Genomic DNA, 17,587 nt, shown 5'->3' with positions numbered 1-17,587 from the left:
GTTTTTTAAAAAGGTAAACTATCTATAATTCTTTGTTTATATTCTTTAATTTTTTTATTTTTTTGAATAAAATTTTCTTGGGTTTGTTTTAAAGGAATACAATCGATTATAAAGGGTATTTTCTCTGGACGCAACAAGGCAACAAAACCTGTCATTATCTCAATTATCATGTCTTTATCCTCAATCTCTTTTATTCTTAATAAAGAATTTTCATAGATAAAGCATGGATAAGCGTCTAAATAACTTTTCAATATTTCAGGAATCTCACTCAATTCAGAAAGCGAACCTACCAATTTAAAGGGGCTAAATAAATTTTCATAAAAATTATGAATAGCTACTTCCCATGCTTCTTTTTGTGTATAAACATAAGAAGATTTGAAAAAATCAATCAAAACCCATTCGTCAAATACATCATAACTCTTAAAATCTGGATTAGGAGAAATTCTATAAATATTTTCGGCTTCTTTGAGTTCTACAATTTCATAAAAATGTAAATCTAATATTTTAAGTGTTTCAAGAATTAAAGAGTCATTTTCAATAATTTTATCAATAAAATAATGTAAAATGTTGGAATGAATTTGACATTGATGTTCAAAACCAATAAAGTTCATTATTTGCTGAACATCAGTAGAAAAGTGCTCTTTTAGAAATAAATAAAATCTATTTTGTAAATCGTTACTTAAAGAACTTAATAAGGTAGTATCCAAAATACGACGCATTTTAACATCATAAATCTCTAATCTGAGTTTATCACGTTTGGCATCTTCAATATGGGTGTATTTTTTATAAATATTGCTAATATTTCCTGTGGGGTAATACCACTCATCATTATATCCCCAAGAAATTTCTCGAAGTACATAAATATTCTTTTCCATAAAAATTACTCTTAAGCTGTTTTCTTCAATTTTTGTAAATTTTTAGCACTTTCTGGATATGCAGAGCCATTATCCATCCAGAGTTTAAAACTCATTCTGTTAAAAAGCTCTGAAGGGGCAATGGTAAACTCCTTTAGATTTGGTAACGTATTAAAAATGAGAGGAATAATATGATTGATAAACCAGCTATTATGAGTGATTAAAAGTGATTTGGCTTGTCCTGTGTAGCTCAGAGGCGAAAGGAGCAGACGAGTAAGCTCAGAATTTTCTTTATAACTCTTAAAAAATTTCTGAAAACGCTCTAAATCATTTTCCTGAGGAGAAATAGCCTCTACAAAATCGGCAAGTGTGGGTATGAAACGATTGTGATAATCTGGCAGGATATGGTCTTGTTCACACAAATCTTTGATATTAACCGTTTTTCCATCTGAATTGATAAGCGTATGCCCAAAAACAGGAATAATCACCTGTTTGATACCCCAATGCGTATGCAAAATACGATGTCTGTTATCACTACACAATTCTTTGGTAGAATCCATAAAATCGTGAATGGCATAATAATCTTCAATTGTACCACCTCTTTTCTTTACTGAAATCTCGGAATGAATGTAAGCGTTCATAGGACTAATGTTTTTTTACAAAGATTAGATTATCAGTCCTTTATTTCTTTGAGGAGTAAATGGAAATTTTTGAAAATAAAAAAAGGAAAAAAGATGCATCAGAGATAGCATCTTTTTTCCTTAAATTTTAAGAAACCACAAAATAAAAAATTCTATCCAATGGCTTGTTTTAAATCATCTATCAAATCGTCCACATCTTCAATGCCTACACTCAAACGAATCAGGGTATCTTTCAAACCTGATTTTTCACGTTGTTCTTTTGGAATGCTGGCGTGAGTCATGGTAGCAGGGTGTGTACACAACGATTCCACACCACCTAAAGATTCGGCAAGAGTGAACACTTCAAAACTACTCATCACTCGTTTGGCTTCTTCCAAATCGTCACCTTTGAGTATAAATGATACCATTCCTCCAAAATCTTTCATTTGTCGTTTAGCAATATCATGGTTAGGATGGTCTTCAAAACCTACCCAATAAACTTTCTCTACTTTTGGATGGTTTCTAAGCCAATGAGCAACTTTTTTACCATTCTCACAGTGACGTTGCATACGTACATGCAACGTCTTGATACCTCTCAACATCAAAAAGCAATCCATAGGACCTAAAACAGCACCTACTGCGTTTTGTAAGAAGCCTAATTTTTGAGCAAGTTCTTCGTTACTGGTTACCAAAACACCCATAACTACATCTGAGTGTCCACCCAAATACTTAGTAGCAGAATGCATAACAACATCTGCACCTAAAGTGAGAGGGTTTTGTAAGCAAGGAGAGGCAAAAGTATTATCTACAGCAAGCATGACTAGGTGTTTTTTAGCAATGGTAGCAACAGCCTCAATATCAATAATATTCATCAGTGGATTAGTAGGTGTTTCAATCCAAATGAGTTTGGTTTGGGGAGTGATGTGTTCCTCGATAGAGGCTGCATCCTTCATGGGAATAAACTTGAATTTCAAACCGAAATTCTGAATAACTCTTACAAAAAGTCTGTAAGTACCACCATACAAATCGTCTGTTACAATGACCTCATCACCAGGTTGGAAGGTTCTAAGCAATGTATCTGTAGCAGCAAGCCCGCTACCAAATACATAAGCAAAACGACCATTTTCTAATGCTGCTAAATTGTTCTGTAAGGCTGTACGAGTAGGGTTATGAGTGCGAGAATATTCATAACCTTTATGCTCCCCAGGTGATTTTTGAGCATAAGTAGATGTTTGGAAAATAGGAGTCATAACAGCTCCTGTGTGTGGTTCGGGTTCTACGCCAGCATGGATAACCTTGGTGGCAAATTTCATATCTTTTTTCATAAATATCTTTGTTGGAAAACCTTGTGGGTCGGAAATTTTAGTTGTTTTAGATTCAGGAAAAAGGAGAAAAGATGAAGGAAAATAGAAATTTATAATCCATTTTCCTTTCTCTTTTTTCTAAAAAACTAACTTTCTTGCATGAAAGGGTACTTGTAATCTGTTGGAGGAACAAATGTTTCCTTAATGGTTCTAGCAGATGTCCAACGCAATAAATTCAGTAAAGAACCTGCTTTATCATTTGTTCCTGAGGCTCTTGCACCACCAAATGGTTGTTGCCCTACTACTGCTCCAGTAGGTTTATCGTTGATGTAGAAATTTCCTGCTGCATGGCGTAATTTTTTGCTTGCAAGTTCAATAGCATAACGGTCTTGAGCAAAAATAGACCCTGTAAGAGCGTAAGGAGATGTTTTATCTACAAGTGTCAATGTATCTTCAAAGTTTTCAGGCTGATATACATAAATGGTAAGTACAGGACCAAAAAGCTCTTCTTGCATGGTAACATACATAGGGTCTTGAACCTGTAAAACAGTAGGTTCAATAAAATAGCCCTTCGATTTATCATAATTTCCACCAGCTACTACAGTTACACTATCATCTTTTTTGGCATTATCAATATATTCAGCAAGTTTATTGAACGATTTCTCGTCAATCACGGCATTGAAGAAACAGCTAAAATCTTCCACACTTCCCATCTTGATTTCCTTGAGGTCAGCAAGCATGTAACCTTTTACTTCATCCCAAAGATTTGCAGGAATGTAAGCTCTTGAGGCTGCCGAACATTTTTGTCCCTGATACTCGAAAGCACCACGAATCAGGGCTGTAGCCAATGCTTTGGCATCAGCAGTATAGTGAGCCAACACAAAGTCTTTGCCACCTGTTTCACCTACAATACGTGGATAAGTTTTATATTTTGCGATATTCTCGCCAATGGTTTTCCAAATTCTTTGGAATGTAGAAGTACCTCCAGTAAAGTGGATTCCTGCGAAATCGGGGTGTGAGAAAATTGTATCACCAGCCGTAGGTCCATCCACAAATACCAAATTAATTACTCCATCAGGAACGCCTGCTTCTCTGAAAATCTTCATCAAGACGTTTGCTGAATAGATTTGTGTTTCAGCAACTTTCCAAACGACACAGTTACCCATCATGGCTGGGGCTGTGGGCAAATTACCTGCAATAGCTGTAAAATTGAAAGGTGTAAGAGCAAATACAAAACCTTCTAAAGCCCTGTGTTCTAATCTGTTCCAAATACCAGCAGAAGAAACAGGTTGCTCTCTATAGATTTGCTCCATGAATTTCACATTGAAACGCAAAAAGTCTATGATTTCGCAAGCCGAGTCTATTTCTGCCTGATATACACTTTTCGATTGCCCAAGCATAGTAGCTGCATTGAGTTCGTAGCGATATTTAGTGGCTATGAGTTCAGCAGCTTTCAAGAAAATACTTGCTCTGTGTTCCCAATCCATATTTTCCCATAATTCTTTGGCATTGAGGGCAGCACGAATGGCTAACTCTACTTCTTCTTTTCCTCCTTTATGGTAATAAGCAAGTGTATGTGCTGTTTCATGTGGAGGGGCAATACGTACTTTATTTCCTGTACGAACTTCTTCACCACCAATATACATGGGGATATCTAATTCTTTACTTTTTGCATCAGCAAGTGCCTTTTTGAGCAATGCTCTTTCGGGGCTATTAGGTGCATAACTATAAACTGGTTCGTTTTTCGGGTCTGGGATTGTGAAAATACCGTAGTTCATGAGAAGATTTTTTATGTTGGAATATGCGTTGTAAAATAAATTCTACAAAAGAATAACAAAGGAACTTGTTTGAATAGTTTTATGATTTATACAATTTCTTCAATAATCAGGTTATGATTGGTGTAAATACAAATATCGGCAGCTATATGGAGAGCTTCTTCTACCATTTGGCGAGCTGTCAGATGTGGAGCATGCTTTTTAAGGGCTAAAGCTGCTGACTGAGCATACATACTTCCTGAGCCAATAGAGGCAATATCGTTATCAGGTTTGAGCACATCTCCTGTTCCCGAAATAATAAATAAATCTGTTTTAGAAATGGCAATCATCATGGCTTCCAAACGGCGTAGATAACGGTCTGTACGCCAGTCTTTGGCAAGTTCGATGGCAGATCTTTCTACTGAACCACCAAAAGCAGCCAATTTTTCTTCAAATTTTTCCATCAAAGAAAAAGCATCAGCAGTAGAACCTGCAAAGCCTACTACTACTTTTCCATCTTTTAGTTTTCTGATTTTACGAACATTACTCTTTGCTACTGTGTTACCCATAGTGGCTTGCCCATCAGCACCGATTGCAATTTGCCCATTGTGTTGAATAGCCAGTACGGTAGTAGATTGTATTTTTTGCATATTGATTACTTTGAATTTTCAAAAAAATGATATAGTTTTATCCTGCCAATATAAACAAAACAACCGAAACATGAAAACACTTTATTTGCTTCGTCATGCTAAGTCGAGTTGGAAACAACCAGAAATTCCTGATTTTGAAAGACCTTTAAATAGACGTGGAAAAAAAGATGCTCCACTAATGGGCAAAATTCTAAAAGAGAAAAATCTGAATCTGGATTTAATCATCAGTAGTCCTGCCAAAAGAGCCAAGAAAACAGCTAAAAAAGTGGCTAAGTATATAGCATACAAAAAAGAAAAAATTGTACTTAATCAAGAAATTTACGAAGCGAATATTTCAGAAATCTTTGATGTATTGGTACAGATAAACCCAAACATCAATTCTTTGATGCTTGTAGGGCATAATCCAACATTTACAGATGTTGCCAATTTACTTCTTAAAAATGCCAAAATAGAGAATATTCCTACTTCTGGAGTAGTAGCAATTCATTTTGATTGTCAAAAATGGTCGGAAATTGAGGAGATTAAAGGAAATTTAATTTTCTTTGAATATCCAAAAAAATATAAAGTGACAATTACTCCTTTGACAGATAATATTTTGGAGCAAGGTAGGGCATTGAGTTCACTTTAAAATACAATAGGCTAAACGTTTAAAATTGTTATCATATATATAAATTCAATCTCATGGATAAATATTCGTATATCGCTAATGCTCACGGCAATTACATCGAAGAATTGTACCGTGCTTATTCGCAAAACCCAGGCTCAGTAGATGAAAGTTGGAAAAAGTTTTTTGAGGGTTTTGAATTTGCTGAAAATTATAATGGAGAAGGTGCAGAAGGTAGTGGAGGTGGAGTTTCTTCTAAAGAAGTAGCTGTTTCTAAGTTAATATTTGCATACAGAATGCGTGCTCATTTGCGTTCTAAGACGAACCCTGTTCGTCAGCGTAAATCTCGTAATCCTTGGCTCGATTTAGAACTATTTGGACTTTCGGATGCAGATTTGGACACAGTTTTTCAGGCAGGTAATGAAATAGGTATTGGTGCTGCTCCACTTCGTAAAATCATAGATTCCCTAAAATATATTTATGAACGTACAATCGGATTTGAGTTTACTTATATCCGTGAGCCTGATGTATTTAACTGGCTTAGAGATAAATTTGAAAAAGATTCTTTAGCCTTCAATCCTTCTGTTGATTTTAAGAAAAGAATCTTAAAGAAACTTAATGAAGCTGTTGTATTTGAAAACTTCTTACATACAAAATTCTTAGGTCAGAAAAGATTCTCGTTGGAAGGTGGTGAAAGTACGATCCCTGGTTTAGATGCTTTGATTAACAAAGGTGCTGAATTAGGTGTAAAAGAAGTGGTGATAGGGATGGCTCATCGTGGAAGGTTGAATATTCTAACCAACATCATGGGGAAAACATACGAGCAGATTTTCAGTGAATTTGAAGGTACAGCCAGCCCCGATTTGACAATGGGAGATGGAGACGTAAAATATCACATGGGTTTTGCAAGTACTATTACAACCCCTGAAGGCTATAATGTAAATTTACGTCTTGCACCTAACCCTTCACATTTGGAGGTAGTAAATGCTATTGTGCAAGGTTACTCAAGAGCCCAGATAGATGAAGAACTTTTTGATGCTAAATATATACTACCAATTTTAATACATGGAGATGCTGCTGTGGCAGGTCAAGGGTCTGTGTATGAGGTGATTCAAATGGCTAAATTGGAAGCGTATGGAGTAGGTGGAACGGTTCATGTAGTTATCAACAATCAAGTGGGTTTTACAACAGATTTTGATGAAGCAAGGTCAAGTATTTATTGTACGGATATTGCCAAACTTATAGATGCTCCTGTATTGCATGTGAATGGTGATGATCCTGAGGCAGTTGTATTCTGTTTCCAGTTGGCTGCCGAGTTCCGTCAGAAATTCCAAAAAGATATATTCATTGATTTGGTGTGTTATCGCAGACATGGACACAACGAAACAGATGAACCTCGTTTTACACAACCCAAATTATATAATGTGATTAGCAAACACCCTTCACCAAGAGAGGTGTATGCTCAAAAATTGGTAGCAAATGGTAGTGTAGATGCTAAATTATTGGAAGAAATGGATAAAGAACTTCGCCAGATGCTACAAGAAAGGCTTACCGAAATTAAACAAAAACCGTTACCTTACCAATATTCACAATTAGAAAAAGATTGGCAAAAATTACGTAAATCGAAGCCCGAAGATTTTGATAAGTCTCCAGAAACAGGTGTTTCTTTAGAAGTTATTGAAAAAGTAGGAAAAGCTCTCACTACTCTTCCTGAAGGATTTAAAGTAATTAAGCAAATAGAAAAGCTTTTAGAAGATAGAAAAAGTTATTTCTTTGAAAAGAAGAAATTAGATTGGGCTTGTGGTGAACTTTTGGCGTATGGATCTCTTTTGTTAGAGGAGAAAATGGTGAGAATGAGCGGACAAGATGTAAGACGTGGAACATTCTCGCATAGACAAGTGGTAGCTCGTGATGCTGAATCGAATGCACCTTATTTTTATTTGGATAATATTGTTCCGAACCAAAAACAACCATTCCGTATCTATAACTCACATCTTTCTGAGTTTGGAGTAATGGGCTTTGAGTTTGGTTATTCAATGGCAAACCCCAATGCTTTGGTTATTTGGGAAGCTCAATTTGGAGATTTTGCTAATACTGCTCAGGTAATTATTGACCAGTTTTTAGCTGCTACTGAAAGTAAGTGGCAACAGCAAAATATTTTGACACTTCTATTGCCTCATGGTTACGAAGGACAAGGCCCTGAACACTCTTCTGCAAAACTGGAGCGTTTCTTACAACTTTGTGCGGAGTATAATATGGTAGTGGCAAATATTACAACTTCGGCAAATTTGTTCCATGCTCTTAGAAGACAACTTGCATGGGAATTCCGTAAGCCTTTGGTAGTGATGTCGCCTAAATCTCTTTTAAGAACGGAAGAAGTACATTCACCTATTGAAGATTTTATCAAAGGTTCGTTCCAAGAAGTATTGGATGATACTTATGTGGATGCGAAAAAAGTGAAAAAAGTGCTTCTATGTACTGGAAAAATAGCCATAGACCTTTACAGAGAGCAACAAAAACAAGGGCGTAAAGATGTAGCGATTGTTCGTTTGGAGCAATTGTATCCTTATCCTGAAAAACAACTCGAAAAGATATTGAAGCAATACAAAAATGCGAAAGTTGTTTGGGTACAAGAAGAACCCAAAAATATGGGAGCATACAGCTTTATGCTTATGTATTATGGAGCAATTGAGTGTATTTCTCGTAAGCCAAGTGCTTCTCCTGCAACAGGTTACAATAAAATACACAACAAAGAACAAGAGGAAATTATCAAAAAAGCTTTTGAGTTGTAGGAAATAAATTTTTAAATTAAGGTCAGACTACTTGTCTGACCTTTTTTATTGTATCACTAAAACTAAACAATTTTTATTTATGAAATGGAAACATTATCTCTCTGAATTAATCATTGTAATAGTAGGTATAGTTATATCTTTAGCTATTAATGATAGAATCGAATCTTATAAAGAAAGTAAAATAGAAAGAAAACATCTACAACGATTTTTAGATGATATCAACATAGATATTAAAAGTTTGGACACCTCTATAGCTTATGGCTTGAGATATTTAAAAAATACAGAAAAAATACTAAAAAATACAAACTCAGATAGTTTAGTAATATGGATAACACATTTATCAGAAATAAACTATTTTAAACCAAAGAATGTCACATATTTAACTGTGATTCAAAGTGGAGATATAAAAGTTATGAACAAATACCATATCTTAGAAAGAATAGTTAATTTGTATAATGATTATGACATTTTAGGAAATCAAGAAAAAAATCATGAGGAACACATTAAAACACATATAATAAATTATATTTATTCCAATATTGATATAAGTAGTGGTCGTTTTATAAAACCTAAAAATATGATGGATATAAAGAATATTGTTGGAAGTCAGAATATTATGATGAAGAGTATTCTGCAAAATTACAGAGATACACAAAAGAATGTAATAAAACTTAAAGAAATATTAATGCAAGAATTAGAAATAAAACCATGACTTCAAAACACAATAAACTACAAAAATTTCGTTTTTATCCAAAAATGAAACACTTATGAAAAAACTACTTTTATTGCTGGGTGTAGTATTGTGTTTTTATACACGCTCCAATGCTCAAACAGACGAAAAAGCTTCTATTGAAAGTACCATTCAAATGTATTTTGATGGCTGGATGACAAGCGATACCACCAAATTAGGTAAAGCCATGCATAGTACATGTCATTTGAAAGTAAATAGAAATGGTGTTTTTAAAGATATGAGCCGAAGCGAATATTTAAAAGGTTTTAAATCAGTAAAAGCCAAAGAAGATGGTATTTTTGGAAGAATAAAGTCCATAGATTTTACAGGCAATATTGCCAGTGCCAAATGTGAAATAGAAACGCCCAAAGCTATTTTTACAGATTATTTTAACCTCATCAAAATCGAAAATACTTGGTATATTGTTGATAAGATTTCAACAAGAGTAGATAAACAAAAGTAAAGTCTAACATTCGTTAGACTTTTTGCATTACAGGGCTTGATTTTGCAGGTTTTAGCCCAAAGAATGGTCTGATGAAACCAATTCTCCTAATCAGAAATTCATATAAAACCCAAGTAATCACCAATGTACCTAATGACATTAGCGAAAATTTCAAGAAAAGCCCCATAGACGTATTTTTGAGGTAGTAACCTAAAGCTACTGTAATAGTCTGATGTAAAATATAAAATGGATAAACAGCTTCATTACAATAACTGAGAATTGAGCTGGGTTTATTGAGGTAATATGCTACAAAGCCAAAGATGACTAGTATCCAAGACCACAAATTGATTACCTTGAAAAAAGCTTCTGTAAAATGAACCAAATAATCATCTTCCCAAACACCTGTTCTAATTTGGATTTTGATAAACATAAAAATTGAAAAATTAATGACCCCCATTATCAAAAACTTAAATCGATGGTTAAGAATGGTTTGCCAAAAAGTTTGACGGACAGCAATCAACAAAAAACCATAGAAAAACAAAGTACCATAATGAAGAAGATTGAACCAGTCGCCAATAAAGGCGTGTGTGGAGTTGAAAAATGGTTCAACAAAACCTTCAAAAATAAATAAAGGAAAAACTAGTAAATAAATGGTATAAGGTGAAGAAGCCAATTTTTTGATGAACCTTAATAGTGCATTTTCAGGATTTTTTCGGAGATATAGAAAAATGGGAATGAATGCCAAAGAGAAAAATAGTAAATATACTAAAAACCACAAATGATGCCAACTCAAATTGCCTTGTGGATAAACTCCAACAAAAGCTTCTGAAAACCAATAAGATAAATAACCTCCTGTGTATTGACCTTTGTCTAATCTTTCAAAATATACTTGAGGAGGAACAATGACAAGCATTCCAAAAGCAAGAGGCAACAAAAGACGAATGAGTCTTTCTTTTGTAAATTGCCATCCAGTACGTTTAGAAAGAGCAAAATATGTTCCCATGCCTGAAACAACAAATAATAAAGAAAGCCTCCACTGATTTGGAAACATCATGGGATAAGTAAGCCAGTCATAGATTTGGTTATTCTTGATATGCCAACCCCAAGGAACAAAAAACATTCCCACATGATATAAAATTAGGATGCCAAATGCTATAACTCGTATCCAATCTAAATCGTAACGTCTTTCGTTTTCTAAAATTTCCATTTTTCTTTTGAGTTTAAAGTTTTGCTCAAAAGTATTTGTTTATGAGTCGTTTGGAGAACGTTTATATAAGCTTGGCGTTTGATTTTATAAACTCGAACACACTTTTAAGCCCGATTTTTTCGGAATTCGGAGGGAGTAAGTCCTACAATTTTCTTAAAACTTGTATTGAAAGATGATTTGGAATTATAACCAACCATTTCGGCTATTTCTTCTATCTTAATATTTTGATATTCTTTGGCAGTAAGTAGTTTTTGAGCCTCTTCAATTCTATATTTAGCAACAAACTCAAAGAAATTTTGCCCCAGACTTTCATTGATAATTTGTGAAAGTTGATGAGGTGTAATTTTCAGGGTTTTGGCAAAATTGGGCAATGAAAAATCGGATTGTAAAAATGGTTTTTCCTGAGCCATCAGAACTTCTATTTTTTGAAGTATATTTTCCTGTATTTCAGGGGTAACAGTCGATTTTTCATATTTTTTGACTTCTTTCTCTTCATTTACTTGTGGGTGAAAAAATACAGATTGATGAATAACTCTGAAAGTAATAAGATAAATGACAAATGTAAGATGAGCAGCAAGTATATGGTCACCTAAATCATTTTTAAAACTTATTTTTACAATAAGAAAAAGAATCATAATGCCCAACATCTGAAAAAAGATGTTTCGACACCAAACCAATTCTGTATTTTCCTTAGAAAAAAAGGAAAGATTTAGCTTCTTAGATTCTTTAGAAAGCATAAAAAATATGCCTACCAAATAAGAAATAAGATAAAAAAAGAATATCAGATTGACATGGTCTTTTATAAAAAATACCCAATCATAATCCCAGTATTGATCATTTTCGATGGTGGGTAATGTAGGGTGATATGAGTGAATGTAAGCATTGTATTTAAAATATATATTTTGTGGAAAAAAAACGAGAGAACAGTAAATAAAATAGACTACAAAAGGGATAAAATGCCAATAATCTTTTCTTGAAAATTGATGATTAATTCTTGTACGAATATAAAAATATGAAAGTGGAGGAATCAAGAAGTTTTTAGGTTCGGTAAAATCTATGAGATGCAAAGTGTTGAACATCAGATTTGTATAACATAAAAGAATCTCAGTGATGGAGAGAGAAAAACATAAAATAAGAAGACCTAAAAATCGATTTGACCATAGAAAAGGTTTTTTGGTAAGAAAAAAATAAGAGAGAAAAAGACCTTGTACAACGCCCAGAAAAATAAGCATTGCAAAAAAATCTATTTTTAGAGGTAATGTAGGCATATCATTTTCTATCAGACATAAAATAACAAATATTTTACAAAAGATTGTATCGTTTTGATAAATTAATATATTTTTAATGTAAAATATTATTTTGTCTGATATTTTTTCATCTCAAAATAATGCTCAAAAAAGTATTAATTAATAATTAAACTTTTTAACTAATTGTTAACTATTTTTTATACAAAATATCTCTATTGGGTTTAAAATAGCTTTTTTATATTTTTCCTATTTGTACTTTATCAAGAAAGTGGTAAGACTTTATTTAGGCTTTCTTGAAAATTAAAAAAGTAGTACACAGAATATTGTTTGGTGTTTTAATTTTGCTTAATTTTGCAGAAAATTAAAATTACCTAAGTCAAGGCTATGTTCAACTTTAAAGAAATCTTATCAGTATCACTTATTTTATTCTCTGTCATTGATATTCTGGGATCTATTCCTGTTATTATTGACCTCAAAAAAAGAGCAGGAGTGTTACATTCTACACAAGCTACACTTGTGGCAGGAACTATTATGGTTGCCTTTTTATTCTTAGGCGAAAGCATCTTAACACTTTTGGGTTTAGATACACCTTCTTTTGCTATTGCAGGAGCATTGGTGATTTTCTTTTTGGGTCTTGAAATGGTGTTGGGAATTCACTTTTTTAAAGGTGAAGTACATGGTTCATCAAAATCTACATCTATTGTGCCCATTGCATTCCCAATTATTGCAGGAGCAGGGACCATGACAACAATCTTGTCTTTAAGAGCAGAATATAATCAATGGTCTATTCTGATAGCTATTGCACTCAATTTGGTTTTGGTATTTTTGGTTTTAAAAGCGTCAGGTTGGATAGAGCAGAAACTTGGACAAGCAGGTGCAGACGTACTTAGGAAAGTATTTGGTGTTATTTTACTTGCCATTGCTATCAAAATGTTTAGAACACACGCTGGAGTTTAGTATTTTCGAACATTATGCATATATTACCTGTCATTTCTTTTTTAGAGATGGCAGGTTTTTTATTTTGAATGAACTTTGGTGGTGTAACAGTAGCTTATGGATTTCAACTATCTACTTTTAATATTATTTTTTACGGGTTTAGGAGGCTTATTTTTAGCAAATTTTTTCACATGGCAACAAGCATGGTCGAAAAAACTGTTTTTAACCAAAAAAGACCTTGTTTTACTTCGGACTTCTTGGGCTAATAATCTGATTATTATGGGTTCCAATTTTTTGATAATCACTTTTTTACTCTCTTTTGTCTTGCCAAGTGGGTTTTATACCAATTTCTATTTATTAGGTTTTTATGTTCCTGTGTATTTATGGTTACTTGTTGGTAGTTCTATCTCTTTGCTTGTGGGCTTTTTTTCATATCAGAGTTTTCGTATGAAATCTTTTTCTGTACATAAACTTTGGGATAAAAAAACATGGGAATATGAGGAAATCGAATTTGTAAATATTATTTTTTCAAGAAAATCGAAGCCTCATTTTGAACTGGAAATACATTTTGTAGATGATAACGATATGAGCCTGAATTTTTTGGGTACAGAGCCAAAAGACTTACATATTGCTATTCATAGTTTTGAGCAACAAAATATCAAGATTCAAATGGTAGCCTTACCCACACCCGAAGAATATCAAAATATGAGTTCTGAAGAAAAACAAATGATAGAAGCTTATTTACCTGATATTTTTCCAAAATAAGTGTATTTTTACAGAGAATTGAATTTCTCAAATTATTCAATAAAAATATCAAAATATGGAATCAAGTACACTTGAGAAACTCGAAAAAGTTTTGGAATTGTATAAAACCCTTCCCCAAAATATTCAAAACTCTATCAAAAGCCATCAACAAGTACAAGGAGAATACAATTTTCAGGAATGGAATACTTATTTGTCATGGTTGATGCAAATACATCAATACAAAAAGGAAATCTTTAAAGTTACATTTAAAAAACCTAAAGAACCCCAAAGACCTTTAAACCCAATTTCTGAGGGAATAGTAACAGCTATCCTGATTGTTATTGTGTTGGCTGTTCTTTCTTGGCTTGCAAAATTTTCCTTTGTACAATCATTGCCTTTGGCATTGGTGGCAGGTATTATTGCTTTTTTTGTTCGAAATGCAAGCTATCATAAAGATAAAAAAAAGTATTCTGAGTTTTTGAAGGTTTATAATGAAGAAGCAATAGAATATGAAAAAATAAATGAAACTAAAAATCAAATATCTTTTTTACCCAATTTAGACATTATTGAAAAGTTTGTAATACCACTCATGTATACTCTCAAAGACGATATAGAAACTAATTCAAAAATTCATCTTTTTCTAAATTTCCAAAAACATAAACTTTCTAGGCAAAAGCAAGGTATCAAAGATAATTACAAACCCCCTCGATTAGTGAGTTTGCAAACAGATTTTTGGGTGTATAATTTATTTGAAATGAAAGCCAAGTTTCATAAAAAAATCAAAATACTCATCAAAATAGGAGATACTTATAGACAAAGAGAAATTACAAAAAGAGCCATAAGTGGAAGAATAAAAAGTACTTCAAAACATAAAATGCTGAAAAATACATCTATTCAGGCTGTTATGAGCCAAGAAACTTTTGAAGCATTAAAACAAGAAAAAACTTCTGAGAATATACCCAAATACATTACAATCAAATCTAAACAAGAAGGTGAACGAAAAACAATTTTACTTACTCATAAAGAGGCAATCAGTACCAATTCTTTAATAGATACAGATTATATTCCCAACTATGAAGTTGTATTACAAGATTTTGCTTTTTTGATGCAAACTCAATAAAATAAGCCTTTTAAAAGGCTTATTTTATTTTTTGTACCAACATAAAAGATGGTTTATCTTTGAAACGCACTTCCAAATTAATTGCTCCCATACCATCTTTAATCAGAATTTTTCCTTCTGGAACGGTGGTTTCTATACTAAAATCTTCTTTAACAATGGCGATAATATCATTATTCTTGTATTTAAAACCTAAAGAATAACGCATTTCTAACTGATTGATAGAGATAGATTTATCTGCTTTGTTGTTTTCTTCAAGATAATTTTGAGAAAGAGCCTCCGCAAGAATGATATTAGATTTTAAATCTGTATCGAAAAATGAAAGTTTTTCTGTGAGTTTAAAAAATACAAGTTCTGTGTCTGAGTCTTTTCTTACAAAATATCTTTGTCCACTGGGATACACCCCAAATTTATGTTCTCGTGTGGTTGTAAGTAAATAGTCAGGGTCGAGAGGAGTACTCTCCATAGGTATTTTCTTCTGTTCGACTATCTTTTGTTCAGAAAATCTGCTCTTAGCTTTTGTATAAAAAACTTTTTTGATTGAATTTTCATCACCTTCAAGATAATACAATTCTTTCGTTTCTGGACAAAAATATACACCATTAAATGAAGAAAGTGGAGTGTTTTGCTCCACTACTTCAGAGGTATCTTTTCTTTTGGTGGTATCTTCTTTCAAAGGGATTTTTGTATTACTCTGAATATCAGAATCTTTTTTCTTTTCTTTTTCTGCACAACCCCATAGAAATAAGGCAAATAAAGCTAATACAATATATTTTTTAAACATATTTTCTAAGTTTTAAATGACATACATCATTAGAAATCATAAAGATTAACTGAGAGCTGTGGCTATAATGAGACAAATACCTAAAATCATGAAGCCAGCCAAAATAGCCATGGCTGTATTGCCTTCTGCAATTTGTTTCGACATATTACCAGGTGTTATCCAGTCAATCACTTTATAGCCTAACAAAGCTAGAATAATGCCCAAAATTGAAAAAACAAGAACTTGTGTAATGCTGTGAAGTAATTGATCCATAAAAGTAAAAGTTTAAATATTAAATAAAATAATGAGGTACAAAACGACTAAAATTATCTACAATTCTTGATGTATTTTCCCTGATTCCTATACCACAAGCATTTTCACCAATCAACCAACTGCCAATGGTAGGAACATGCCCATCAAAAGAAGGTATTTCAAAATATTCTTGATAAATAAAGCCTTCTTCTCCATACTCACCGTCTGTTTGGGCTATGATTTTACCATCGTGAAAAATTTCTATATTATTACCTTCTCTGGATATCAAAGGTTTTTTTACATAACTCTTGGTAACAGGACTTGTATGAGTAGGCAATAAATAAGGATGATGTGGATACAAATCCCATAAAATTTTCAAAATCATTTTATTGTTTGGAATAGATTTCCACATAGGTTCTACCCAATACATTTTATGCATGGTCGTGAGCAGATACTCCCCAAAATCTTCATGCATCATCCAATCGTAAGGGTAGAGCTTAAATATATTCTTAATTTCTTTGTTTTCGATATCCAAAAAAGCATTCAATTCTTCATCATAACTAATATCAGAAATATAAAGCAAATTGGTTTTATAGCCAGTTTGCGAAGCACAATCCATCAGATAGGCTGTTGTCATATAATCTTCTATACTTTCTTCTACACAAGTAAAATGAAGAGAATCGCTTAAAAAATAAGGTTTTAAAACCTTGAAATGTTCTATCAGATGCTCATGAATAGAATTGAACTGGTCGGCAGATGCGTAATAATCTAAAAGCCAATGCCATTGAATAACAGAAGCCTCTAATAAAGCTGTTGGGGTGTCTGCATTAAACTCCAACATTTTTACATTTTTGCCATCAAAAGCTAAATCAAAACGACCATAAATAGAAGGAAATTCATTGTTCCAGCTATGCTCAATGCCCGAAATATACTTTTCAGGAATGCCAAACTCTTTGTAAAGTCCTCTGGAAATAACAAAATCAGTAGCCTCAATACACATTTCATAAAGCTCATTGGTAGCTTTTTCTAACTCCAAGATTTCTTTTTCTGTGAAGGCATAACAAGCCGATTCATCCCAATATTTTCCTTCTGTTGAGTGAAAAATCAGTCCTTGACTTTCTACTGTTTCTTTCCAGTTATTTCTTTCATTAATTTGTAAACGTTTCATCTTTTAATAATTTAAGACCTTGAAGAACCAAAAGTTGTACCAAAGCCTCCACTTCTTCTGGAAGAAGAATGGCTACCACTACCCCAAGAAGATTTTTTTGTATAACCACTAAAAGAACTGCTCTTGAAGTCAGAATGTGTATAACCATTGTAAGTATTGGGCGAAATATGTCCTCTAATGACAGGATAATAATATCCACCATAACGACGATAAGTAGAACCTCTTACAACTGTATCTTTAGACCTATCACCTTCAATCCAATTGTCTTGCCTACAAGATTGAGCTAAAAAGAGTGTTAGCCCTAATACAATAGCCTTTGAACGTTTCTTATTCATAATAATTTCTAATTGCTTTACAATTTATGAATTAAAAAATAAAACCCAAAAGACTTTAATCTTTTAGG

Annotated in this window: 17 protein-coding genes and 1 pseudogene; 7 read left to right on the top strand and 11 right to left on the bottom strand. The window is 33.0% G+C overall.

Annotated elements, in window-relative coordinates; translation table 11 throughout:
- Window positions 1–5: 5 nt before the first annotated feature.
- The 5 genes from AD998_18030 to AD998_18010 form a co-directional block, all read right to left on the bottom strand.
- On the bottom strand, window positions 6–875 hold the full coding sequence (locus AD998_18030) for a hypothetical protein (GenBank protein ID KOY87778.1): 870 nt from the start codon (window positions 873–875) through the stop codon (window positions 6–8).
- 11 nt (window positions 876–886) lie between these two features.
- Window positions 887–1,495 carry a hypothetical protein gene (locus AD998_18025; protein KOY87777.1) on the bottom strand — a complete coding sequence of 203 codons (609 nt, stop codon included), beginning with the start codon at window positions 1,493–1,495 and terminating at the stop codon, window positions 887–889.
- Window positions 1,496–1,647: 152 nt separating this feature from the next.
- Window positions 1,648–2,787, bottom strand: coding sequence for a cystathionine gamma-synthase (locus AD998_18020; protein ID KOY88275.1), 1,140 nt, complete (start codon window positions 2,785–2,787; stop codon window positions 1,648–1,650).
- A gap of 137 nt (window positions 2,788–2,924) precedes the next feature.
- The gene (locus AD998_18015) at window positions 2,925–4,556 is read right to left on the bottom strand and encodes a 1-pyrroline-5-carboxylate dehydrogenase (GenBank protein KOY87776.1); all 1,632 of its coding nucleotides are present in this window, start codon (window positions 4,554–4,556) and stop codon (window positions 2,925–2,927) included.
- Between the two features lie 86 nt (window positions 4,557–4,642).
- On the bottom strand, window positions 4,643–5,182 hold the full coding sequence (locus AD998_18010; protein KOY87775.1) for a peptidase: 540 nt from the start codon (window positions 5,180–5,182) through the stop codon (window positions 4,643–4,645).
- A 70-nt stretch (window positions 5,183–5,252) separates the two neighbouring features.
- On the opposite strand from AD998_18010, the gene AD998_18005 reads away from it, so the two are divergent.
- The 4 genes and pseudogenes from AD998_18005 to AD998_17990 all read left to right on the top strand — a co-directional run bounded on the left by AD998_18005 (window position 5,253) and on the right by AD998_17990 (window position 9,771).
- Entirely contained in the window at window positions 5,253–5,810 is a 558-nt protein-coding gene (locus AD998_18005) for a hypothetical protein (GenBank protein KOY87774.1), read from the top strand.
- 53 nt (window positions 5,811–5,863) lie between these two features.
- Window positions 5,864–8,578: a 2-oxoglutarate dehydrogenase gene (locus tag AD998_18000; protein KOY87773.1), complete on the top strand. Its 2,715-nt coding sequence runs from the start codon at window positions 5,864–5,866 to the stop codon at window positions 8,576–8,578.
- A gap of 79 nt (window positions 8,579–8,657) precedes the next feature.
- Entirely contained in the window at window positions 8,658–9,290 is a 633-nt protein-coding gene (locus AD998_17995) for a hypothetical protein (protein KOY87772.1), read from the top strand.
- A gap of 268 nt (window positions 9,291–9,558) precedes the next feature.
- Window positions 9,559–9,771, top strand: a pseudogene (locus AD998_17990) (hypothetical protein).
- Between the two features lie 13 nt (window positions 9,772–9,784).
- Here AD998_17990 and AD998_17985 read toward each other — a convergent pair.
- A complete protein-coding gene (locus AD998_17985) occupies window positions 9,785–10,957 on the bottom strand; it encodes a glucan biosynthesis protein (protein KOY87771.1) in 1,173 nt (390 codons plus the stop codon).
- A 104-nt stretch (window positions 10,958–11,061) separates the two neighbouring features.
- Window positions 11,062–12,225 (bottom strand): hypothetical protein, encoded by a 1,164-nt coding sequence (locus tag AD998_17980; GenBank protein ID KOY87770.1) that lies wholly within the window; start codon window positions 12,223–12,225, stop codon window positions 11,062–11,064.
- Window positions 12,226–12,588: 363 nt separating this feature from the next.
- Here AD998_17980 and AD998_17975 point away from each other — a divergent pair, with 363 nt between their 5' ends.
- The 3 genes from AD998_17975 (at window position 12,589) to AD998_17965 (ending at window position 15,004) form a co-directional block, all read left to right on the top strand.
- A complete protein-coding gene (locus AD998_17975; GenBank protein KOY87769.1) occupies window positions 12,589–13,161 on the top strand; it encodes a hypothetical protein in 573 nt (190 codons plus the stop codon).
- Window positions 13,162–13,257: 96 nt separating this feature from the next.
- Entirely contained in the window at window positions 13,258–13,905 is a 648-nt protein-coding gene (locus tag AD998_17970; protein KOY87768.1) for a hypothetical protein, read from the top strand.
- A 55-nt stretch (window positions 13,906–13,960) separates the two neighbouring features.
- A complete protein-coding gene (locus AD998_17965; protein ID KOY87767.1) occupies window positions 13,961–15,004 on the top strand; it encodes a hypothetical protein in 1,044 nt (347 codons plus the stop codon).
- 19 nt (window positions 15,005–15,023) lie between these two features.
- On the opposite strand, the gene AD998_17960 is transcribed toward AD998_17965, so the two are convergent.
- From AD998_17960 to AD998_17945, 4 genes are read right to left on the bottom strand one after another with little or no spacing between them, the layout of a single operon-like run.
- Complete coding sequence (locus AD998_17960; protein KOY87766.1) at window positions 15,024–15,785, bottom strand: hypothetical protein; 762 nt, start codon at window positions 15,783–15,785, stop codon at window positions 15,024–15,026.
- Window positions 15,786–15,830: 45 nt separating this feature from the next.
- Window positions 15,831–16,037: a hypothetical protein gene (locus AD998_17955; GenBank protein ID KOY87765.1), complete on the bottom strand. Its 207-nt coding sequence runs from the start codon at window positions 16,035–16,037 to the stop codon at window positions 15,831–15,833.
- Window positions 16,038–16,056: 19 nt separating this feature from the next.
- Window positions 16,057–17,184, bottom strand: coding sequence for a glutathionylspermidine synthase (locus AD998_17950; GenBank protein ID KOY87764.1), 1,128 nt, complete (start codon window positions 17,182–17,184; stop codon window positions 16,057–16,059).
- 11 nt (window positions 17,185–17,195) lie between these two features.
- The gene (locus AD998_17945) at window positions 17,196–17,519 is read right to left on the bottom strand and encodes a hypothetical protein (protein ID KOY87763.1); all 324 of its coding nucleotides are present in this window, start codon (window positions 17,517–17,519) and stop codon (window positions 17,196–17,198) included.
- Between the last annotated feature and the right edge of the window lie 68 nt (window positions 17,520–17,587).

The sequence above is a fragment of the bacterium 336/3 genome (genome assembly GCA_001281695.1).
Lineage (GTDB): Bacteria > Bacteroidota > Bacteroidia > Cytophagales > Thermonemataceae > Raineya.
The sequence above is the reverse complement of the archived record's forward strand: the minus strand, read 5'-3'. Positions and strand labels throughout refer to the sequence as shown.

Bases quoted from the DNA above. Each gene is read 5' to 3' on its own strand.
- AD998_17950 (KOY87764.1), bottom strand. From the start codon at position 17,184: ATGAAACGTTTACAAATTAATGAAAGAAATAACTGGAAAGAAACAGTA.
- AD998_17945 (KOY87763.1), bottom strand. From the start codon at position 17,519: ATGAATAAGAAACGTTCAAAGGCTATTGTATTAGGGCTAACACTCTTT.
- AD998_17985 (KOY87771.1), bottom strand. From the start codon at position 10,957: ATGGAAATTTTAGAAAACGAAAGACGTTACGATTTAGATTGGATACGA.
- AD998_18030 (KOY87778.1), bottom strand. From the start codon at position 875: ATGGAAAAGAATATTTATGTACTTCGAGAAATTTCTTGGGGATATAAT.
- AD998_17965 (KOY87767.1), top strand. From the start codon at position 13,961: ATGGAATCAAGTACACTTGAGAAACTCGAAAAAGTTTTGGAATTGTAT.
- AD998_17955 (KOY87765.1), bottom strand. From the start codon at position 16,037: ATGGATCAATTACTTCACAGCATTACACAAGTTCTTGTTTTTTCAATT.
- AD998_18000 (KOY87773.1), top strand. From the start codon at position 5,864: ATGGATAAATATTCGTATATCGCTAATGCTCACGGCAATTACATCGAA.
- AD998_17995 (KOY87772.1), top strand. From the start codon at position 8,658: ATGAAATGGAAACATTATCTCTCTGAATTAATCATTGTAATAGTAGGT.
- AD998_18025 (KOY87777.1), bottom strand. From the start codon at position 1,495: ATGAACGCTTACATTCATTCCGAGATTTCAGTAAAGAAAAGAGGTGGT.
- AD998_17975 (KOY87769.1), top strand. From the start codon at position 12,589: ATGTTCAACTTTAAAGAAATCTTATCAGTATCACTTATTTTATTCTCT.
- AD998_18020 (KOY88275.1), bottom strand. From the start codon at position 2,787: ATGAAATTTGCCACCAAGGTTATCCATGCTGGCGTAGAACCCGAACCA.
- AD998_17970 (KOY87768.1), top strand. From the start codon at position 13,258: ATGGATTTCAACTATCTACTTTTAATATTATTTTTTACGGGTTTAGGA.
- AD998_18015 (KOY87776.1), bottom strand. From the start codon at position 4,556: ATGAACTACGGTATTTTCACAATCCCAGACCCGAAAAACGAACCAGTT.
- AD998_18005 (KOY87774.1), top strand. From the start codon at position 5,253: ATGAAAACACTTTATTTGCTTCGTCATGCTAAGTCGAGTTGGAAACAA.
- AD998_17960 (KOY87766.1), bottom strand. From the start codon at position 15,785: ATGTTTAAAAAATATATTGTATTAGCTTTATTTGCCTTATTTCTATGG.
- AD998_18010 (KOY87775.1), bottom strand. From the start codon at position 5,182: ATGCAAAAAATACAATCTACTACCGTACTGGCTATTCAACACAATGGG.
- AD998_17980 (KOY87770.1), bottom strand. From the start codon at position 12,225: ATGCCTACATTACCTCTAAAAATAGATTTTTTTGCAATGCTTATTTTT.